An 18,778-nucleotide genomic window follows, 5' to 3' on the forward strand; every position below is an offset into this window, starting at 1 on the left:
CGGTGCCGAGACCGGCGGGTCGAATTAGGCACATAGAGCGGGTTAGGACATTCTGGACGGCATGACATTGAATACGATCTACCGCACCGAGCCGATGGCGACTCGGGCGCTGGCCGCTGAAATCCGCCATGACCACCGCCGCTTTGTGCATCTCCTCGAGAAAGTCAGCGGTAAATCCCTGGGTACCTTTCGGGAAGTGATGTGCGAAGTGAAGTATCGCGTTGACGATGCTTCGCAGAGTACCGTCCGGATCGATGTGCAGCTTAACTTCGAAGACAATATCGTCGGCATTGAAGCAAAGTTGGATCACGAGCTAACGAGGGAGCAGGTCAGGGATCAGATCAAGGCTTTCCGCGGAGACGCGACGATCTTTGTCCTGGTGCCGAGTACGGAATTCGCACCCTCATGGCTCTCCGAATTTCCGGACGTGAGCATTATCGGCTGGGAAGATACCCTTGCCTGCTTCGATGGTTCCAGGCTCACGATGGATGACATCCACGGCGAAGGGCGGCTCCTAAAGAGCACCGTAGAGGCCTGGCTTGCAGCGCTTGAGGTGGGGGAAAGGCTTCCCGGGTGGAGTGTCGATATACGTCGGGGCGGCAGCGGGATGCCATCGATCGCGATTCAGTCCCCGGCGCTCGCCTGCGGGCGGAAAATCCGCGGACACCTGGAGGTTGCCGGCCGGGGCATGCCTGAGAGCTTGGACGCTGTGCGTTTTATCAGCCATGTGGGAATTGAAGTTCCGGAGAACGGGGATAACTACTTCGACCCGGAGACGTCCGATGCGGTTCCCGGCTGGGTTGAGCACCTGCGGGTACTTCAGAGAGAGGTGCTTGAAGGCGAAGAGGAGCAACTCCTCGTGAGTTTCCATCCGCCGGGAAGCAGCAGCCGGAAACTGGGAAAGTGGAAAAACGTCCTGGCGAAACGGTACCTCGCCGAGCATTTGCACCTTGCCAAGGGATATACGGATGGATGGGCAATCGGTCCAAAAACAATGACAGTGCCACGGGACCAGCTGGGACGCCTCGCTGACGTCACGGTGGAAATCTTCACGCGCTGGTACAAGGCCGAGACCGCTTAGCCCTTTGATGCCGCCGCCGGTGGGGTAGCCAATAACGGGGTGGGTCAATGTGCCGTGGAAATACAGCATCCCGGCGACGGACGCACGAAGGGGCCTGGAGGAGGCGGCTTTAGTATTTCCCGCGAGCTGAAGCGAGCGGGGAATTTCGTTGCCGCCGGATCCAGGCCCCGTAGGCGCCACGGTTTCAGCGCGGATGCTGAAGGTGAGGGACTTACCGCCAGCCGGCCCCCGGAGCAACGAGCTTGACGATGCTTTCCAGCAGATGTGTGTTGTACTCCACGCCCAGCTGGTTCGGCACGGTCACCAGCACGGTGTCGGCCTCCTGGACGGCGGCATCCGCGGCCAGTTCCGCGGCAATGACATCGGGTTCGCCGATGTAACTCTTTCCGAACCGCGCCAGACCGCCGTCGAGGTGGCCCACCTGGTCCCGGCCCTCGGCCTGGGCCCGAAGGCCGAAGTAGTGCCGGTCCTGCCCGGTCACCAGCGGAATGATGCTGCGGCTGACGGACACCCGCGGCGTGCCCTGGTGTCCGGCGTCGGACCAGGCCTTGCGGTACACCTCGATCTGCTCGGCCTGGAGCTGGTCGAACGGTACACCGGTGTCCTCGGTGAGCAGCGTGGAGCTCATCAGGTTCATGCCCTGTTCTCCGGTCCACTTGGCGGTGGCCCGGGTCCCGGACCCCCACCAGATCCGTTCCGGCAGTCCGGGGGACAGCGGGTCGATGGCCATGGCGCCGGTACTGCCCGTCATCGCCGGATCGGCCTGTGCCACTCCGGCGCCGGCAATGGCGGCCCGGAACACTTCGGTGTGCTGCCGTGCCATCTCGGCGTCGGAGGACTCCGGGCCGGGAACGTAGCCGAAGGATTCGTACCCGCGCAGGGCCGGCTCGGGGGATCCCCGGCTGATGCCGAGCTGCAGCCTGCCGCCGCTGATGAGGTCCGCCACTGCGGCATCTTCGGCCATCGCCAGAGGATTCATATACCTCATATCGATGACGCCCGTGCCCAGTTCGATCCGGCTGGTGCGGGCCGCCATGGCGGACAGCAGCGGGAAAGGAGCCGAGAACTGCGGGGCGAAATGGTGCACGCGCATGTACGCGCCGTCGACACCGATCTCCTCAGCCGCCACCGTCAGCTCCACCTGCTGCAGTATTGCGTCCCGCGCACTGGGAGTCATCGATCCCATGGCGTTCCGGTAGTGTCCGAAGGACAGGAATCCTATTTTCTTCATGCAATCTCCAGCGCCGGAAATGTCGGCAGTATTCCCGCTCACATGCGGGACCCTCGAAAGGAAGCAGCTCCAGTGCACATCACCATGGTCCCGGGCTACCAAGGCTCACCTCCGGAGCAGTGGCAGAGCCGCTGGGAGTCGGAGCTGCCGGATGTCACGCGCATTGCGCCGTCGTCGTGGGATGAGCCGGAACTGGAGGACTGGATGGCAGCGCTTGACCGCGCTGCCGGTCGCCAGAACGGGCAGACGGTTCTGGTGGCCCACAGCCTCGGCTGTCTGGCCGCGGCCGAATGGCTGCTGCGCAACCCCGGCGGCGCCCGCGGCGTGTTCCTGGTCAGCCCGCCGGATCCGGTCGCGGCGTCGTTTCCGCAGCCGGCCGGGACCTTCCGGAATCCGCGGCTGCAGCCGCTGCCCGTTCCCGGCCTGCTGATCGCCAGTGAGAGCGACCCATACTGTGCGCTGCCGGCAGCCGAGGCCATCGCCTCCGCGTGGAACGTTCCCGTCATCAATGCCGGCGAACTGGCCCACATCAACGAAAAGAGCGGCGTGGGCTCCTGGGAGCAGGGCCGCGACCTGCTCACGGCATTCACGGCAGGGCTGGGGGATCCGGCCGCACTCGGATAAGAATGGGCACATGGACCTTCCCGTGATGCCGCCGATTGCCCCGATGCTGGCCAAATCCGTCAGCGCCCTGCCCCTCGGGGACTACCTTTACGAACCCAAGTGGGACGGCTTCCGGTCCATCATTTTCCGGGACGGCGACGACGTCGAGATCGGCTCCCGGAATGAGAAGCCGATGACACGGTACTTCCCCGAGCTCGTTGACGCCCTGAAGCAGAACCTGCCCGAGCGGTGCGTGGTGGATGGGGAAATTATCATGGTGGCCCCGGATGGCAAACGGCTGGACTTCGAGCTGCTGCAGCAGCGCATCCACCCGGCAGCCAGCCGCGTGAACCTGCTGGCGGAGGAGACTCCGGCCCGGTTCGTGGCCTTCGACCTGCTGGCGCTGGGTGACACCGACTACCGGGACCGGCCGTTCTCCGAGCGGCGGGAAGCCCTGGTGCAGGCACTGAAGACGGCGCAGGCGCCGGTGTCCGTCACCTACGCCACCGACGACGCGGGGCGCGCCCGGGAATGGTTTGACCGGTTTGAAGGTGCCGGCCTGGACGGGGTGGTGGCCAAACCCCTGGACGGCGCGTACGAGCCGAACAAGCGCACCATGGCCAAGCTCAAGCACGAGCGCACGGCTGACTGCGTCCTCGCAGGCTACCGTGTCCACAAGTCCGGGGCGGGCGTCATCGGTTCGCTGCTGCTGGGGCTGTACAACGACGACGGCGTGCTGGTGAATGCGGGGGCGGCAAGTTCGTTTTCCATGGACCGGCGCCGGGAGCTGTTCGAGGAACTCCAGCCGCTGGTAGCCATGGAGGACGGGCACCCGTGGGCCGAGGGGGAGCAGGAGAAGGGGACCCGCACGCCGCGGAACTCGGAGGGCAGCCGGTGGAGCGGAAAGAAGGACTTCTCCTTTGTGCCGCTGCGCCCCGAACGGGTGGTGGAGGTGCGCTATGACCATATGGAGGGGGAGCGGTTCCGCCACGTGGCCCAGTTCTCCCGCTGGCGGCCGGACCGCACGCCCGAATCCTGCACCTACGGACAGCTGGAGGAACCGGTGAAGTTCGATCTTGCGGAGGTGCTGGGAAGCTAACGTGCGCCGGACTTAGCGGCGGGGCTAGGCAGGCAAGGGCTTCGATGCCTAGCATTTTTAGGCAGCAACCTCCGGTCCGCGGACCCGACGGCCGCGGAAAACCCGCCAGCCAAGGAGTCGAAGATGATCGCCGACCTCGAAACCCTCCGCCGCGTTGTCCATGGCCCGCTGAACAGCCCCGGGGAGCCCGGCTACGCTGCCGACACTGCCGGCTTCAACCCCTCGGTGGTCCAGCGTCCCGATGCCGTACTCGGCGCGGCCGGCGTAGAGGACGTGCAGAACGCAGTCCGCTGGGCGGCTGAGCGCGGCGTCCCTGTCGGGATGCAGGCAACCGGGCACGGTGCCGCCGCCGCGATGGACGAGGGCCTGCTGATCAACACGTCCCGCCTGCAGGAGCTGGCAGTGGACCCCGACGCCGGCACGGTCACCGTGGGCGCCGGCGTCCGCTGGCGTTCGGTGCTGGAACAGACACTGCTGCTCGGGCTTACGGGCCCCCATGGCTCCTCCGGAACGGTCTCAGTGACGGGCTACGCGTCCGGCGGCGGGCTGCCGCTAATGGGCCGGGCACTGGGATTCGCCAGCGACCATGTGCAGGCGATGGATGTCGTCACTCCCGACGGCAGCCTCAGGCACCTCGAGGCAGGCAGCACCGAAGACGCCGATTTGTTCGCTGCACTGCGCGGCGGCAAGGGTAATTTCGGCGTCATCACGGCACTGACGCTCGGGTTGACCCCGTTCCGGGAGTTTTACGGCGGCGGCATCATGTACCCCGAAGATGCCGGCCCCGAGGTCCTTGCCGCCTTCCGTGACTGGACACCCCAGTTGCCGACGGACGCTTCGGCGTCCCTGGCCTTCCTGCACCTGCCGGACGTTCCGTTCCTGCCCGAGGAACTGCGGGGTACCGCGCCGGTGCACCTGCGGTTCGCCCTGTTCGGCAGCAGGGAGGAGGGTGACACTGCCCTGGACCCCATGCGGCACGTGTCCGTGCCCTTCATGGACACGGCCGGGCCGATGGACTACGGCGCAGTGGGCAGCATCCACATGGATCCGGACGAACCCGTGCCCAGTATGGACCGCGGGACGCTGCTGGCCTCGCTGCCCGATGAATTGGCGGACGGTCTGCTGGGCCAGGTGGGGCCGGGGTCGCATACTCCGCTGATGATGACGGAGATCCGGTTGATGGGAGGATCCCTCGCGATGGATCCCCCGTTCGAGGATGCCGTCTCCGGTCGGGAAGCCGGTTTCAACCTCTACTCCGTGGGACTCAACGTCCCGCCTGTTGCGGACGCCACCGCAGCAGCGCTGGATGGGATTGGCGCCGTCGTCGGTCCGTATACGGCTGGTGCCCTGGTCAACCTCCTCGGACCGGCGCGTGCTGAGGAAGGCGGCCAGCCTGCCTGGGACCCGGACGTTTTCCGCCGGCTGCAGGCAACCAAAGCCGCCTATGATCCGCAGAACCTCTTCCGGTTCGGCCATGCCGTGCCGTTGCCGGTCTCCTAGGAGCGGCCGCGGAACTGCTAGCGGTGTCCGCGGCAGCCGGCGCCGAACTCGCGTCCGGCATCCTCGAGGATGGCTGCGGTGTAGCCCTCCCGGTATCCCGTCTCGGTGGGGTGCAGATTGAACGGGTTGCCCGGCTCAAAGATGATCCAGGAATCGGCGGACCCGACCCCGTGTCCGGCAAACTCGTCCACCACGTCCACGAACACCCCGGTGTCCGGAACCTGTTCCGCGATGACGGCGTTCAATGCGTCGGTACCCTCATTAAAGAGGGCCTGCGCCTCGGCGCTGAGGGGGCCCGGCGTTCCGGCTTCGAACAGGTACGGATACCCGGTCACCACCAGGGTGGCCTTCGGGGCGAGTTCGGTGATCCGCGCGAACTCCGCCGCCAATTGCGGTGCCAGGACGATCCGGGCAAAGGCCGCCGTCTGCTCGATGGCCGGGGCGCAGGTGCCCGGCAGCTGCGCACCGGCGCAGGCCGCCACCACGGACCCGAACTGCACATCATTGCCGCCGATGGTGACGGTGACGGTGTCCGTCTGTTTGTTCAGCAGCCCCCGTGCGGCGGCGTCGTCGATCTGCTCGGGCAGGTCCACGGGTGCGGCGGGCGGCGTCGTCAGGGCTGTGGCCCCCGCACAGGTGACATCGCCGTCCAGCTCCACCCGGTCCAGGGCATCCAGCAGGGCCGGGTACCCCTGTGCGGTCCGGCCGCAGGCGTCCAGCACCGGGCCTCCGCCGAAACCGGAGGCGTAGGAGTCGCCGAACGCCACGTAATCGACGCTGCCATTCCCCTTCCCCTGTCCATTTCCATGTCCCTGCCCGCGCTCGTGCCCCTGCCCGCGCTCGTGCCCTTGCCCGCGCTCGTGCCCGCCGCGGGACCCGTGTTCATGGCCGCCCGCCATGGCCGGTGCACCACCCCCGGCCAGGAATGCCGCTGTTGCCAGGGCCAGAACGGCCGCCCGGCGGAATAGTTGCGGTTTGGGGCTCATCATCGTGCTCCTTAGCAGCGGTCAGCGCAAACGTCCGAAGGCAGAAGTCTGTCGCAGGAAGGCACCTCCGGCAACCCGACGCAGTACCCGGCGGCACCGCAGCGGCATTTAGGTCCACCAGGTGTGTGGTGGGCCGCTTTCGGCTAGGCTGGCGAGATACCGACCGCATGGTCAGTAATCCGGGGCAAGGATGCCTGTCGGAGAACGGCTGCGGTTTCTCCCCGTTGCGAAAGGCTCCGAAATGACGGCAACCGCCATCGACGTCGAAACCGTTCCCAGTTACGTCCGGGGCACCTGGTGGACGCCCGGTCCCGCAGGGGGCCGCGGCACCGAAGTGCACGATGCCAGCACCGGCGAGCTGCTGGCGCTGGTCAGCAGCGAAGGCCTGGATACCGCCGCCGTCGTCGACTATGCCCGAACCGTAGGGCAGGCGGAACTGGGGAAATCCACCTTCCACCAGCGGGCCCTGATGCTCAAGGAACTCGCCCTGCACCTCAATGCACAGCGCGAGGAGCTGTATGCCGTTTCCGCGCGCAGCGGCGCCACCCGGACGGATTCGCTGGTGGATATTGACGGCGGGATCGGGGTCCTGTTTGCCTACGGCTCCAAGGGGCGCCGGGAACTGCCGAACTCCACGGTGATCGTCGACGGTACTGTGGAGCAGCTTGCCAAGGACGGCTCCTTCCTCGGTGAGCACCTCTATACCCGGATCCCGGGTGTAGCCGTGCAGATCAACGCCTTCAACTTCCCCGTCTGGGGCATGCTGGAGAAACTGGCTCCGGCCTTCCTCGCCGGCGTGCCGAGCATCGTCAAGCCCGCCACCCCCACGGGCTACATCACGGCCGCCGCGGTCAGGATGATCGTGGACTCCGGCATCCTTCCGGCCGGGTCGCTGCAGCTGATCTCCGGTTCCGCCCGGGACCTGCCGGACCACCTCGACTACCGGGACATGGTGTCCTTCACCGGATCGGCCGCCACCGCCGAGCGGCTGCGCGCCCACCCGCGGATCGCAACGGGCGGGGTGCGGTTCACGGCCGAAACCGATTCCCTGAACGCAGCCATCCTGGGGCCGGACGCCGTTCCCGGCACCCCCGAATTCGACGCCTTCATCCGCTCCCTGGTCACCGAAATCACTGCCAAGGCCGGCCAGAAGTGCACCGCCATCCGCCGGGCCATCGTCCCGGCAGGGCTGGTTGACGACGTAGTTGCCGCCGCCGCCGAGCGTATCCGCGGGCGCGTGGTCCTGGGTGATCCGCGCGCCGGGAATGTGACGATGGGCGCGCTGGCCTCGCGGGAACAGCTCGACGGCGTCCGGGAATCCGTACAGCAGATGCTTGCGGCCGGAGCCGAACTGGCGCTGGGATCGTTGGAGGCCCCCGCCGTCGTCTTCGCGGACGGAACCACGGGAACCGCACCGAACGGCGCGTTTATGGAACCGCTGCTGCTGACCTGGCCGGACAGCGACGCCGAGGCCCTGCACACTGTCGAGGCCTTCGGGCCCGTGGCCTCGGTGGTGGGGTATGCGGGCGTTGCCGACGCTGTCCGCCTGGCCGCCCGCGGCGGCGGGTCGCTGGTCGCCACGGTGTGCACCAATGATCCGGACGTGGCCCGGGACATGCTCACCGGCATCGCCGGGCACCACGGGCGGGTATTGTTCCTGAACCGCGAAGACGCCCGTTCCTCCACCGGGCACGGCTCGCCCGTCCCGCACCTGGTGCACGGCGGACCGGGGCGTGCCGGCGGCGGCGAGGAACTGGGCGGCATCCGTGCGGTCCGGCACTACATGCAGCGCACCGCGGTGCAGGGCTCGCCCAACATGCTCACGGGCCTTACCGGCATCTGGCATCCAGGCGCGGACCGCCGGTTCGACGCCGGCCACCCCTTCCGCAAACCGCTCAGCGAACTTCGGGTGGGCGATGCCGTGCGGTCCGACCTGCGGCAGGTCACGCTCGAGGACATCGATGCGTTCGCGCAGACCACGGGCGATACCTTCTACGCCCACACGGATCAGCAGGCGGCGGAAGCGAACCCCTTCTTCCCCGGCATCGTGGCCCACGGATACCTGTTGCTGTCCTGGGGTGCCGGCCTGTTCGTGGATCCGGCGCCGGGGCCGGTCCTGGCCAACTACGGGCTGGAGAATCTGCGCTTCCTGACGCCCGTGGCTGCCGGGGATTCCATCCGCGTCACGCTGACCGCCAAGAAGATCACGCCGCGTGAAACGGACGAGTACGGCGAGGTGGCCTGGGATGCCGTCCTGACCAACCAGAAGGATGAACTGGTGGCCACCTACGACGTGCTGACCCTGGTGGAGAAGTAGCCGCAGGCTCAGGCGTTCCGCTTCCGGTAGGCCTGCATCTTCGTCCGCGCGCCGCAGACCTCCATGGCGCACCAGGTTCCGGCGCGGTTGCGGGAGGTGTCGTAGAAAACCCACTGGCATACGTCCCGCCGGCAGGCTTTCAGGCGCTGAAGCTGTGCTGGATCGGAATGGACCAGGACCGCTCCGATGCTGGCAAGGGCGGCGCGGACCGGAGTTGATGACGCCGGTTCCACGCGGGGCTCTCCGCCGGAGACCGCCACCCGGACGGGTAGCTGTTCCAGGGCGCGGTCGAGACGCTGCAGGCCGGCAACGACGTCGGGTGTCGGAGCGCCGTGGCTTGGCCCGCCGTCGTCGTCCGCGGCTTCGCTGTGCCCGCAGTCGTGGTGCGTGAGGAAGAGGCAGCGCAGTCCCTCGCGAAGGTCGAGCGCCAGGGCAAGATCGTCGGATGTCGCCGGGGTGCCCTTCTCGACCAACCCGTAGCCTTCCAGCCACCCCGCGAGGTGGGCGGGGTTTTCGAAGGCCTCCGTCCCCGCTTCCCGGTCGGCAGTATTGACGAATACCTGGAGGAGTCGCAGGGGAGCAGGGGCAGGTGCGCGTCCGCCGGGCTCCGGGTATCCGCTGTCCGAAGGGATGCGCCCGTCTAGGGTGTTACCGGTCATAGCCATTTGCCGGTAACGTGTGCCGGAGCAGGAGACAAGGGCAAGCCGACGGGAGACCCCTCTATGTACGCGACAGCTCGATGGAGCACGACCCGTCGTCCTGGCGGCCCGGGACAATTCCGCGTCTGGGGAGGTTTCCGTATCCGGCGCATGCGTTCATTATCGCCCGTCACGCCGGCGGGCCGGATGCAACCGAGGGCCGCGGCATGAAGGACCCGAGCTGGCTGCTGCTGCGTTCCCACCGCAGCTTCCGCCGCTACTGGCTGGGGCAGAGCGTAGCCAGTGCAGGGAGCCAGGTCACGGCCATTGCCATTCCGCTGGTTACTGCCATTGCCCTGGACGCCGGACCTGCCGCGGTCAGCCTCGTCGCCGCAGCCGGCACCCTGCCGTACCTGTTGTTCTCCCTGGTGGCCGGGCACCTGCTGCAGGGGAGGGACCAGCGGCGCTCCATGGTTGCGGCCGATCTGATCCAGTGCGTGCTCCTGGCACAGATTCCCCTGGCTTGGGCAGGCGGATGGCTCAGCGTTCCGCTGCTGGCCGCAGTCACTTTCCTGAGCGGCTGCTGCGCCCTGGTCTTCGGGCTGTCAGCCTTCGCCTATGTACCCGCACTCGTGTCAGAGAGGGACCTCGCCCCGGCCAACCGTGCCGTTCAGGCCACGCGGACCGTCACGGAGATCAGCGGCCCGGGATTGGCCGGACTCCTGGTCTCGGCGGCGGGGGCACCCGGCGCCGTGATTGCGACCGTGCTCGGCCACCTGGCGTCCGCGGCGGGAGTGGCTTCAAGCCGTCCCCGGGAACAGCCTTCCGTTGCTAGGGCACCGGGGCTAGGGACATCAGGGCCCGCCGGAGATCAAGACCCGCAACCCGCCCCGGACCGGAAAAAGCCGCCAGGGCTCCTCACCGGGTTGCGGATCCTGTTCGGCGACCGCCACCTGCGGGCTTTGACCGTGCATGCCGCCACCTACAACGCCGCAGAACAGATCCTGATGCTGAACCTGATTCTCTGGGCGGTGCAGCTGCAGGACGTTGGTGTCGGTGCCTACGGCGTGGCGCTGGCCGCTGCCGGCATCGGCGGACTGCTCGGGACCCTGACGGCGCTCCGCCTGGCTGATGCAGCGGGGGTGGGCCGGGCCTTCGCGGTGTCCCTGGTGCTCTCCTGTGCGGTTCCGGTCCTGCTGCCGGTCTGGCCGGTCACCGGCTGGGCCCTCGCGGGGGTTATTGCAGTGGTCATGCTGCTCCGCGGCATCGGCGAGGGCAACGCCAATATCTATTCACTGACGATGCGCCAGCAACTCATTCCACGAAACGAGCTCACGCGGTCCGCCGGAGCCTATACCCAGGTGATGTACGGGTCCATCCCGCTGGGCGCCCTGCTTGCCGGCGTCGTCGGCGAAACGCTGGGGGTCCGCGCCGGAGTCCTGATCGGCGCCATCGGCCTGATGATTTCCGCGGTGCCGATGCTCACCCCCGCCTTCCTGCGGCTGCGTACGGTGCCTGCTGCGGCCGCTGCCTAACTTTCCGGCCAGCACGGTGCCGCACCGCAAGCGGTGCTGCCCTCAAGGGCGGCGGGTATGCAGCCCGTCGAAGACCATCGTGATGATGTTGTCCGCAAGCTTCCGGGCCGGCAGGGGCCCGCCGGGCCGATACCATTCCACGATCGAGTTGATGGTGCCGAACAGCAGGCGGGTGGTGGTGCGCGGATCGATGTCGCTGCGTACCGATCCCTCGCTTCGGGCCGCGTCCACGAGCGCGGCTACCCGGTGGTCGAATTCCCGCCGGCGGGCCAGGGCGCTGCGCTCAATCTCCGTGTTTCCGCGCAGCCGCAGCAGCAGTGTCACGAACGGGAGCCTCTCGGTCAGCACTTCGATGGTCCCGCGCAGGACAAATTCCAGCCGAACATCCGCGGCCCCGGACGAGGCCCTCGGATCATCCAGCACTGCCTCGAGTCCGTCCAGCGCGTGGTCCAGGGCCAGGCGGAGTAAATCACCCTTGGATGTCACATGGTGGTAAATCGCTGACTTCGTGATGCCCAGGTTCTCGGCAAGGATGCCCATCGACGTGGCTTCATAACCGTGCCGGTTGAACACGTCCACGGCTACGTTCAGTACCGTCTGCTGGTCATACCCCGGCCGGCCCCTGCGCGGACCGGTGGCGTCAGCGGCAGGGGAGGAGGGCGATCCGGAATAGGCAGCAGGCATGACGCTATTTTCCCACGTCAACGGGCGGTTCAACGCGCCGGCGTAGCAGTGGTGTCCCGCCGCAGGTCATAGATCCGGCGCAGCTTGCCGCTGGAGCGTGCCAGTGTCCCGGGGTCCACCACTTCAACAGCGCAGGAGGAGCCAATATGCACCTTAATCTGCGCAGCCAGTTCCGCCCCGGCAGCCGCGGAGTCCGGCGTCGTGGCGTCCTCACGCCGCTCGATCCGCACTGTGAGCTCATCGAGTCGTTCCGGACGGGTGATTTCGAGCTGGAAATGCGGACTCAGTGCCGGAATGCGCAGCGCGATTTCCTCGACCTGGGTGGGGAAGAGGTTGACCCCGCGAAGAATGATCATGTCATCGCTGCGCCCGGTGATGCGGCCCATCCTGCGCATGGAGGGACGGGCAGTGCCGGGCAGCAGGCGGGTGAGATCGTGTGTACGGTAACGGATGATCGGCAGTGCCTGCTTGGTGAGGGATGTAAAGACCAGCTCACCCGGCTCGCCGTCGTCCAGCACCCGGGTGTCATCAAACGGGTCGATGATTTCCGGCCGGAAATGGTCCTCCCAGACGTGGGCGCCGTCCTTGCTCTCGACACATTCGCCGGCCACGCCCGGGCCCATCACCTCGGACAGTCCGTAAATATCGCAGGCATCCAGGTCCATCAGGGTTTCGAGTTCGTGCCGCATCTCCTCGGTCCACGGCTCGGCGCCGAGGACGGCGTTCTTCAGCGAGGTGGAGCGCGGGTCGATGCCGGCTGCGCTCATCGCGTCTGCAATGGCCAGCAGGTAGGTGGGCGTGCAGAGGATGGTGTCCGGCTCGAAGTCCATGATGAGCTGGACCTGCCGTTCGGTCTGTCCGCCGGACATCGGGATCACCGTGCAGCCGAGCTTTTCCGCACCGAAATGTGCTCCGAGTCCGCCGGTGAAGAGCCCGTAACCGTAGGCATTGTGCACCTTGTACCCCGGACGCACGCCGGAGGCCCGCAGCGAACGGGCCACGAGCGTGGCCCAGCGGTCCAGGTCGCCGGGGGTGTAGCCGACCACCGTGGGCCGCCCGGTGGTTCCGGAGGAGGCATGGATGCGGGCCACCTGGTGCTGGGGCACCGCGAACATCCCGAAGGGATAGGTGGAACGCAGGTCTTCCTTCGTGGTGTACGGGAACAGCCGCAGGTCGCCCAGGTCCCGCAGGTCCGAGGGGTGCACGCCGGCGTCGTCGAACTTGGTCCGGTACAGCGGCACCCGTTCATACGCGTAGGCGAGCGTCTGCTTCAGGCGAGTCAGTTGGAGGGCCTCCAGCTCGTCCCTGCTCATGCGTTCTTCCCGGTCCAAGGCGGAGGGATCGGCGGCGGCGGACTTGATCGGAGCGGAAGTGGCTTTCATGCTCGGCTTTCGGTCGGGACCGGAACGGGCTTCCGGGCGGGATTGGGGATGGTGCGTGAACGTCCCCGGAAGAGGGCGACGACGGCGGCGGTGCCGTCGGGACGCTCGGAGCGCACCTCGATGTCGTACACCCCGCTGCGGCCGTTGCCGGCGCGGTGCTCGGCGGAAGCGGTCAGCAGGTCACCGGCCATGGCGGGAGCCAGGAACGTGACGTCGGCTCCGGCGGCCACGGTGATGAAATCCCGCTCCCGGGCCGGACCGCCGCCTTCCGGGTTGCAGGCCAGGGCGAAGGCGGTGTCGGCAAAGGCGAAGACCATTCCGCCGTGGCCGATGCCGAAACCGTTGACCATCTCCGGGCGGAGCAGCATCGAGATGCGTGCCGTGCCGGAGCCGATGTCCAGGACATCGATTCCCAGCCAGGCCGAGGCGGCGTCCCCGACCAGCAGGGGATGGGTGCGGGATGCGCCAGGGGAGGAAGCTGCGTCAGCCATGGGACCTCTTTCTTTACCGAATGTTCATTAGGTAATCCCTGCCACCCGGTCGCTGTCAAGGATCGCGGCAGGTGTGCTTCGCGCTCCGTCGGCGGGGGTCGGACTTGCGGAACAGCCGGGGGCCGCCGGAAGCGATGGCGTACCCTAGTGAGGTGACTCTCTCCGCGGCCACAGCCGTCTTAGGTCCTGTCCGCCCCCCAACATCCTCCCTTTTGCCCCAGTGGCTGGATCCCCAGGTATTCCTTGCCGATCCGGCCCTTGGCCCCTGGGTTGTCCTGATGGTCTGCGGCATTGTCTTTGCCGAAACCGGACTCCTCATCGGCTTCTTCCTGCCGGGGGATTCCCTGCTGTTCACCGCCGGTCTCCTCGTGGCCACGGGAACCATTGACATCAATATCTGGCTGCTCGGGGTCCTGGTCTTCATCTCCGCGTTTGTGGGTGACCAGACCGGCTATTACATAGGGCGGAAAGCAGGCCCCGCGGTCTTTAACCGGCCCGACAGCAGGCTCTTCAAACGGGAGAACGTCAGGCGCGCACAGGTCTTCTTCGACCGCCACGGCGGTAAAGCCGTCATCCTGGCACGGTTCGTGCCCGTGGTCCGGACCTTCACCCCCGTGGTGGCAGGCGTTGCCGAGATGAACTACAAGGCGTTTGTTTCGTTCAACGCGGTGGGAGCGTTCCTCTGGGGTGTGGGGGTGACGCTGCTGGGTTACGTACTCGGTGACCGTGTGCCCTTCGTCCGGGAAAACCTCGACCTGATCTTCGTGGCCGTGGTGGTGCTCTCCGTGATCCCGATTGTCATTGAGGTCCTGCGCCAGTCCCACAAGGCCGTGGCCAAAGACGATGCCGACGACGAGGACTCATCTGCGGACGGCACTGCTGAAGCAGCTGCCCCCGCGGCCGAGGCCGGACCCGTCCGCAGCTCCGGCGCCGGACGCGCTGCCGACGCCGGCGACGATCTCCGCCGCTCCACCGCAGCGGCGGAGAGTGGACGCTCCACCGCTCCGGAAGAGGGCCGCTCGACCGATTCCGAAGAGGGCCGCCGCACTGCTCCCGCGGACGGGCACCGTCTCGTCACGCCGAAGCCGAATGCCGAAGGCGCGGCCGAGTAGTCATTCCCGCCCGGCGGATTCCGCCAGGCAACCACCCGTTAAAACCAGCAGGTCCGGACCCGAAAGGGGCCGGACCTGCTGGCTTGATGCGCCTAGGCGGCGTCCGCCCGGCTGGCGGCCGGAAGCAGTTCCCGCGCGCCGAGGGCGGACAGGATGAACGCGTAATCCCAAGCCCGGTCCTTCCAGGCCTCGTATCGTCCGGACGCTCCGCCGTGGCCGCCGTCCATCTCGATCTTGAGCACGATCGGCTCGCTGCCGGTAGTGGTTTCCCGCAGCTGCGCCACCCACTTGGCCGGCTCCACGTACAGCACGCGGGTGTCGTTGAAACTGGTAACCGCGGCAATCTGCGGGTAGTCCACGGCGCGGATGTTTTCGTACGGGCTGTATTCCTTCATGTACCGGTAGACCTCGGGGTCGGTGATGGGGTTGCCCCACTCCTCCCACTCCAGCGCCGAGAGCGGCAGGTCCGGATCCAGGATCGTCGTCAGGGCATCCACGAAGGGCACCTGCGCCACGATGGCCCGGTATTTCTCCGGAGCCAGGTTCGCGACGGCGCCCATCAGCAGGCCGCCGGCCGAGCCGCCCATGGCAGCGATCCGGTCCGGATCCGCCCATCCGGAGGCAGCGACCCAGTCCGTGGCATCCACGAAGTCGGTGAAGGTGTTCTTCTTGTTCAGCTTCTTGCCGTCGTCGTACCAGGCTCGGCCCATCTCGCCGCCGCCTCGGATGTGCGCCACCACGTACACCACGCCGCGGTCCAGCAGGGACAGGCGGGCCACATTGAAGCCCGGGTCCATGCTCATTTCATAGCTGCCGTAGGCATAGACCAGGGCGGGGTTGCTGCCGTCCTTCTGCAGATCGGCCCGGCGGATCACCGAAAGCGGAATGAGGGTGCCGTCCGCCGCCGTCGCCCATTCCCGTGACGCCGCGTAATCCTCGGACCGGTAGCCGCCCTTCACCGGGGTTTCCTTCCGCAGCTCCAGCTCCCCGGTGGCCAGGACATAGTCGTAAACCCGCGGCGGCGTGAGGAAGGACGTGTAGCTGAGCCGGATGATCGGGGAATCGTACTCGGCGTTGGCCAGGTTGGCCGTGTACAGCTCTTCGTCGAAGCCCGGTTCCACGGGTGCTGCCTGGGCCGCGGTGCCGAGTCCTTCCACGGGAAGGATCTGCACCCGCTCGGTGGTGTCCTTGCGGACCGAGACAACGACGTGGGAGCGGGTGACGGCAGCACCGTTGACACGCACGGTGTCGTCATGGGCGATGACCGTCTGCCAGTGCTGGTCCTCGAGCGGCTTGGCGAATTCCTCCTCGGCGACGAGCGAGAGCATCGAATTCAGTGCGTTGCGGTTGTGCGTCAGGAGATAGTGGCGGGTACCGTCCAGGGTCAGCGGCTCGGCTTCGTAGAGGATCCGTTCGCTGCGCGGAATGAGGGTGCGGACCGAGTCCGTGGGATCGTCGAGGTCCAGGACCCGGTACTCGCTGTATTCGGAGCTGCTGATGCCGATGAGCAGCTGCCGGCGGTCGGCGGAGAGGTCGAAGCCGGTCCACATGGCAATGTCATCCTCCTGGTAGAGCACGACGTCGTCCTCCACGGGAGTGCCGAGCGTGTGCGCCTTGACCTGGTAGGGGCGCCAGGAGTCGTCCACCACGGTGTAGAAAACGCGGCGGCCGTCGGGGGAGAAGGCCAGGGAGTAAAAGACGTTGGAAATGACATCCGGAAGCAGGTCTCCGGTGCGCAGGTCCTTGATCCGGAGGGTGAACCGTTCGTCTCCCGCGTTGTCCTCCGAGTAGGCCAGCAGGTTGCCGTCTTCGGTCACGGCCAGTCCGCCAAGCGAGAAGAACGGTTTGCCTTCGGCCTCTGCGTTGCCATCCACAAGGATCTGCTCGCCCGGAACGGCAACGCCGGGGACGACGGCGGGCGGCGTCCAGTCGGCGTCGAGGTTCCCGGTGTCCTGCGCGGCGGTACGGCAGTGGATGGCGTACTGCTTGCCTTCCTCGGTGCGGGTGTAATACCACCAGCCCTTCTTGCGGGCGGGGACGGAAAGGTCCGTTTCCTCGGTGCGGTTCTTGATCTCGTTGAAGATCTGGGCGCGGAGTTCTTCCTGGTCCGCGGTCATGGCGGCGGCGTAGGCATTCTCCGCTTTGAGGTGTTCCACCACCTCCGGGTTTTCCTTCTCCCGGAGCCACTCATAGTTGTCAATGAACGTGTCGCCGTGGCGGGTTCGTTCGGTGGGGACCTTCTTGGCAACCGGGGGCTGAGGAGTAGTCATGCTTCGAATATATCCATCCGGACGGCGCCGTCGAAGGACCTCGCGGCCGTTATGCTCGCGGCTTAGCCGGCCGGCTACTCCCCGAGCAGCAGCCAGGCGCAGCACGCTCCGGCGGCGAGGAAGAGCGCCCAGTTCAGCACCACCACCAGCAGGGTGGAGGTAAAGGAACGGGCCCGGGCCTCCCGGCGGGGGAGGAGCACGGGCTCCGGGGCCGGCCCTTTGCGGAACTGCCCCCACAGGCTGGTGGCCAGCAGGAGCGCCCCTCCGCCCAGGGCCAGCGGCAGCGCGGGCAGGGAGAACAGAATCAGCGGGGGAGCAAACAGGAACAGTGCCGCTTCCATGAGCAGGCACAGGGCCAACAGGTAGGCGGGGCGCCGCAGGGACGCCCACGAGGGGTTAACCGCGTAGAGCGGGCTCACGCCGGCCGCCACCAGGGCAATAAGGGCCAGGACCAGCCCGGGGGCGGTGACACCGACCGTTGCGGCGTCGGCAGTCACGGCAGCCGCCACGGCAAAGAAGCCCAGCAGGCCCAGGAGCGTCGGCACGATGACGGCGGCCAGCGGGGGACGTTTTGCCTGCCCGGTCCCCGCCTGTGTGGTCCGGGCCTGTGCCGTCCGGAAGCCGCTGCTGCCCGGGCCGGGGCCGGCGGGCGAGGTATGGCTGTCAATGTCGGGTCCGGGGATAGCCACGACCGTCCTTTCACGCCTCTGCTTTCGTGCACCAGTTTTCCATACCGAACCCTTGACGGGCACTTCGGGGCTTCATATCCTGAACGAACGGTCGGTAAATATTCAGACGGCTCGACACGCAGCGATGGGGCAGGGAACCGATGACTGGAGAAACCGGAAACGGGCAGGAGCGCTTTGACGCGCTGATAGCCGCGGATGCCCGGGTGGAGCCGCGCGACTGGATGCCGGAGGGATACCGCAGGACCCTCGTCCGGCAGATCTCCCAGCATGCGCACTCGGAAATCATCGGCATGCAGCCCGAGGCAAACTGGATTACCCGTGCACCCTCCCTGAAGCGCAAGGCCATCCTCATGGCCAAGGTCCAGGACGAGGCCGGCCACGGACTGTACCTCTACTCCGCCGCTGAGACGCTGGGTACTCCGCGGGACCGGATGACCGCCGACCTCATCGCCGGCAAGGCCCGGTACTCGAGCATCTTCAACTACCCCACGCTCACCTGGGCGGATATGGGTGCCATTGGCTGGCTCGTGGACGGAGCCGCGATCTGCAACCAGGTTCCGCTCTGCCGTGCCTCCTACGGTCCCTACGGGCGGGCCATGGTGCGGATCTGCAAGGAGGAATCCTTCCACCAGCGGCAGGGCTTCGAAATCCTCCTGGAACTTGCCCGCGGCACCGAGGCACAGCGGGAGATGGCCCAGGACGCGGTTAACCGCTGGTATGCGCCGTCGCTGATGATGTTCGGGCCGCCGGATGAGGATTCACCGAACTCCAGCCAGTCCATGGCCTGGAATATCAAGCGCTTCTCCAATGACGAACTGCGTTCGCGCTTTGTCGGCATGATCGTGGAACAGGTGAAGGTCCTTGGCCTGACTCTTCCCGATGCCGAGATCCGCTACAACGAGGAGACAGGCCGCTGGGAACACGGGCCGCTGGACTGGAATGAATTCTCCGAAGTCCTGGCCGGCCGCGGGCCCTGCAACTCCCAGCGCCTGGCCCGGCGACGGGAAGCACACGAAGACGGCGCCTGGGTGCGCGAGGCCGCAGCGGCCTACGCCGCCCGGCAGGCCGCCTCGCAGGACACCCCTGAACGTGCCCTCTCCGAAGCGGGGGCGGCATAGCCATGAGCGGCGGATCGACAACGGGCGACGACGGCTCGACAC

At 67.0% G+C, this 18,778-nt stretch carries 15 protein-coding genes and 1 pseudogene; 8 read left to right on the plus strand and 8 right to left on the minus strand.

Features of this window, described 5'->3' with window-relative positions; translation table 11 throughout:
* Nucleotides 1-61 precede the first annotated feature (61 nt).
* Complete coding sequence (locus AC5RT8_RS11785; protein WP_494095914.1) at nucleotides 62-1,081, plus strand: hypothetical protein; 1,020 nt, start codon at nucleotides 62-64, stop codon at nucleotides 1,079-1,081.
* Nucleotides 1,082-1,292: 211 nt separating this feature from the next.
* Here AC5RT8_RS11785 and AC5RT8_RS11790 read toward each other — a convergent pair whose 3' ends face one another.
* Nucleotides 1,293-2,312, minus strand: a complete 1,020-nt coding sequence (locus AC5RT8_RS11790) for an LLM class flavin-dependent oxidoreductase (protein WP_494095915.1) — start codon at nucleotides 2,310-2,312, stop codon at nucleotides 1,293-1,295.
* A 72-nt stretch (nucleotides 2,313-2,384) separates the two neighbouring features.
* Between AC5RT8_RS11790 and AC5RT8_RS11795 the strand changes: the two genes are divergently transcribed.
* The 3 genes from AC5RT8_RS11795 (at nucleotide 2,385) to AC5RT8_RS11805 (ending at nucleotide 5,514) form a co-directional block, all read left to right on the plus strand.
* Nucleotides 2,385-2,936 (plus strand): RBBP9/YdeN family alpha/beta hydrolase, encoded by a 552-nt coding sequence (locus tag AC5RT8_RS11795; RefSeq protein ID WP_494095916.1) that lies wholly within the window; start codon nucleotides 2,385-2,387, stop codon nucleotides 2,934-2,936.
* Between the two features lie 10 nt (nucleotides 2,937-2,946).
* Nucleotides 2,947-4,014 (plus strand): ATP-dependent DNA ligase, encoded by a 1,068-nt coding sequence (locus AC5RT8_RS11800; protein ID WP_494095917.1) that lies wholly within the window; start codon nucleotides 2,947-2,949, stop codon nucleotides 4,012-4,014.
* Nucleotides 4,015-4,137: 123 nt separating this feature from the next.
* Nucleotides 4,138-5,514: an FAD-binding oxidoreductase gene (locus AC5RT8_RS11805; RefSeq protein WP_494095918.1), complete on the plus strand. Its 1,377-nt coding sequence runs from the start codon at nucleotides 4,138-4,140 to the stop codon at nucleotides 5,512-5,514.
* Between the two features lie 17 nt (nucleotides 5,515-5,531).
* Here AC5RT8_RS11805 and AC5RT8_RS11810 read toward each other — a convergent pair whose 3' ends face one another.
* Entirely contained in the window at nucleotides 5,532-6,500 is a 969-nt protein-coding gene (locus AC5RT8_RS11810; RefSeq protein ID WP_494095919.1) for an SGNH/GDSL hydrolase family protein, read from the minus strand.
* A 241-nt stretch (nucleotides 6,501-6,741) separates the two neighbouring features.
* Between AC5RT8_RS11810 and paaZ the strand changes: the two genes are divergently transcribed.
* Nucleotides 6,742-8,817: a phenylacetic acid degradation bifunctional protein PaaZ gene (gene paaZ, locus AC5RT8_RS11815; RefSeq protein WP_494095920.1), complete on the plus strand. Its 2,076-nt coding sequence runs from the start codon at nucleotides 6,742-6,744 to the stop codon at nucleotides 8,815-8,817.
* 8 nt (nucleotides 8,818-8,825) lie between these two features.
* Here paaZ and AC5RT8_RS11820 read toward each other — a convergent pair whose 3' ends face one another.
* Nucleotides 8,826-9,476 carry a CGNR zinc finger domain-containing protein gene (locus AC5RT8_RS11820; protein ID WP_494095921.1) on the minus strand — a complete coding sequence of 217 codons (651 nt, stop codon included), beginning with the start codon at nucleotides 9,474-9,476 and terminating at the stop codon, nucleotides 8,826-8,828.
* Between the two features lie 206 nt (nucleotides 9,477-9,682).
* On the opposite strand from AC5RT8_RS11820, the gene AC5RT8_RS11825 reads away from it, so the two are divergent.
* The gene (locus tag AC5RT8_RS11825; protein WP_494095922.1) at nucleotides 9,683-10,990 is read left to right on the plus strand and encodes an MFS transporter; all 1,308 of its coding nucleotides are present in this window, start codon (nucleotides 9,683-9,685) and stop codon (nucleotides 10,988-10,990) included.
* A 42-nt stretch (nucleotides 10,991-11,032) separates the two neighbouring features.
* Here the strand turns inward: AC5RT8_RS11825 and AC5RT8_RS11830 are convergent, their stop codons facing one another.
* From AC5RT8_RS11830 to AC5RT8_RS11840, 3 genes are read right to left on the minus strand one after another with little or no spacing between them, the layout of a single operon-like run.
* On the minus strand, nucleotides 11,033-11,674 hold the full coding sequence (locus AC5RT8_RS11830) for a TetR/AcrR family transcriptional regulator (RefSeq protein ID WP_494095923.1): 642 nt from the start codon (nucleotides 11,672-11,674) through the stop codon (nucleotides 11,033-11,035).
* Between the two features lie 29 nt (nucleotides 11,675-11,703).
* Nucleotides 11,704-13,056: a phenylacetate--CoA ligase PaaK gene (gene paaK, locus AC5RT8_RS11835; RefSeq protein ID WP_494095924.1), complete on the minus strand. Its 1,353-nt coding sequence runs from the start codon at nucleotides 13,054-13,056 to the stop codon at nucleotides 11,704-11,706.
* Entirely contained in the window at nucleotides 13,053-13,547 is a 495-nt protein-coding gene (locus AC5RT8_RS11840; protein ID WP_494095925.1) for a hotdog fold thioesterase, read from the minus strand. The genes paaK and AC5RT8_RS11840 overlap by 4 nt, the downstream gene beginning before the upstream one ends.
* 134 nt (nucleotides 13,548-13,681) lie before the next feature.
* On the opposite strand from AC5RT8_RS11840, the pseudogene AC5RT8_RS11845 reads away from it, so the two are divergent.
* Nucleotides 13,682-14,362, plus strand: a pseudogene (locus AC5RT8_RS11845) (VTT domain-containing protein); the annotation flags it as partial.
* A 389-nt stretch (nucleotides 14,363-14,751) separates the two neighbouring features.
* Here the strand turns inward: AC5RT8_RS11845 and AC5RT8_RS11850 are convergent.
* Together AC5RT8_RS11850 and AC5RT8_RS11855 are read right to left on the minus strand one after the other, a co-directional pair.
* Nucleotides 14,752-16,929: a S9 family peptidase gene (locus AC5RT8_RS11850; protein WP_494095926.1), complete on the minus strand. Its 2,178-nt coding sequence runs from the start codon at nucleotides 16,927-16,929 to the stop codon at nucleotides 14,752-14,754.
* 74 nt (nucleotides 16,930-17,003) lie between these two features.
* Entirely contained in the window at nucleotides 17,004-17,618 is a 615-nt protein-coding gene (locus AC5RT8_RS11855) for a hypothetical protein (protein WP_494095927.1), read from the minus strand.
* A gap of 140 nt (nucleotides 17,619-17,758) precedes the next feature.
* Between AC5RT8_RS11855 and paaA the strand changes: the two genes are divergently transcribed.
* Nucleotides 17,759-18,736 (plus strand): 1,2-phenylacetyl-CoA epoxidase subunit PaaA, encoded by a 978-nt coding sequence (gene paaA / locus AC5RT8_RS11860; protein ID WP_494095928.1) that lies wholly within the window; start codon nucleotides 17,759-17,761, stop codon nucleotides 18,734-18,736.
* Nucleotides 18,737-18,778 lie beyond the last annotated feature (42 nt).

It is taken from the genome of Arthrobacter sp. Ms25 (assembly GCF_059090365.1).

Coding starts and splice junctions, on each gene's coding strand:
- AC5RT8_RS11800 (WP_494095917.1), top strand. CDS start 2,947: ATGGACCTTCCCGTGATGCCGCCGATTGCCCCGATGCTGGCCAAATCC.
- paaA (WP_494095928.1), top strand. CDS start 17,759: ATGACTGGAGAAACCGGAAACGGGCAGGAGCGCTTTGACGCGCTGATA.
- AC5RT8_RS11785 (WP_494095914.1), top strand. CDS start 62: ATGACATTGAATACGATCTACCGCACCGAGCCGATGGCGACTCGGGCG.
- AC5RT8_RS11810 (WP_494095919.1), bottom strand. CDS start 6,500: ATGAGCCCCAAACCGCAACTATTCCGCCGGGCGGCCGTTCTGGCCCTG.
- AC5RT8_RS11790 (WP_494095915.1), bottom strand. CDS start 2,312: ATGAAGAAAATAGGATTCCTGTCCTTCGGACACTACCGGAACGCCATG.
- AC5RT8_RS11840 (WP_494095925.1), bottom strand. CDS start 13,547: ATGGCTGACGCAGCTTCCTCCCCTGGCGCATCCCGCACCCATCCCCTG.
- paaZ (WP_494095920.1), top strand. CDS start 6,742: ATGACGGCAACCGCCATCGACGTCGAAACCGTTCCCAGTTACGTCCGG.
- paaK (WP_494095924.1), bottom strand. CDS start 13,056: ATGAAAGCCACTTCCGCTCCGATCAAGTCCGCCGCCGCCGATCCCTCC.
- AC5RT8_RS11805 (WP_494095918.1), top strand. CDS start 4,138: ATGATCGCCGACCTCGAAACCCTCCGCCGCGTTGTCCATGGCCCGCTG.
- AC5RT8_RS11820 (WP_494095921.1), bottom strand. CDS start 9,476: ATGACCGGTAACACCCTAGACGGGCGCATCCCTTCGGACAGCGGATAC.
- AC5RT8_RS11850 (WP_494095926.1), bottom strand. CDS start 16,929: ATGACTACTCCTCAGCCCCCGGTTGCCAAGAAGGTCCCCACCGAACGA.
- AC5RT8_RS11825 (WP_494095922.1), top strand. CDS start 9,683: ATGAAGGACCCGAGCTGGCTGCTGCTGCGTTCCCACCGCAGCTTCCGC.
- AC5RT8_RS11830 (WP_494095923.1), bottom strand. CDS start 11,674: ATGCCTGCTGCCTATTCCGGATCGCCCTCCTCCCCTGCCGCTGACGCC.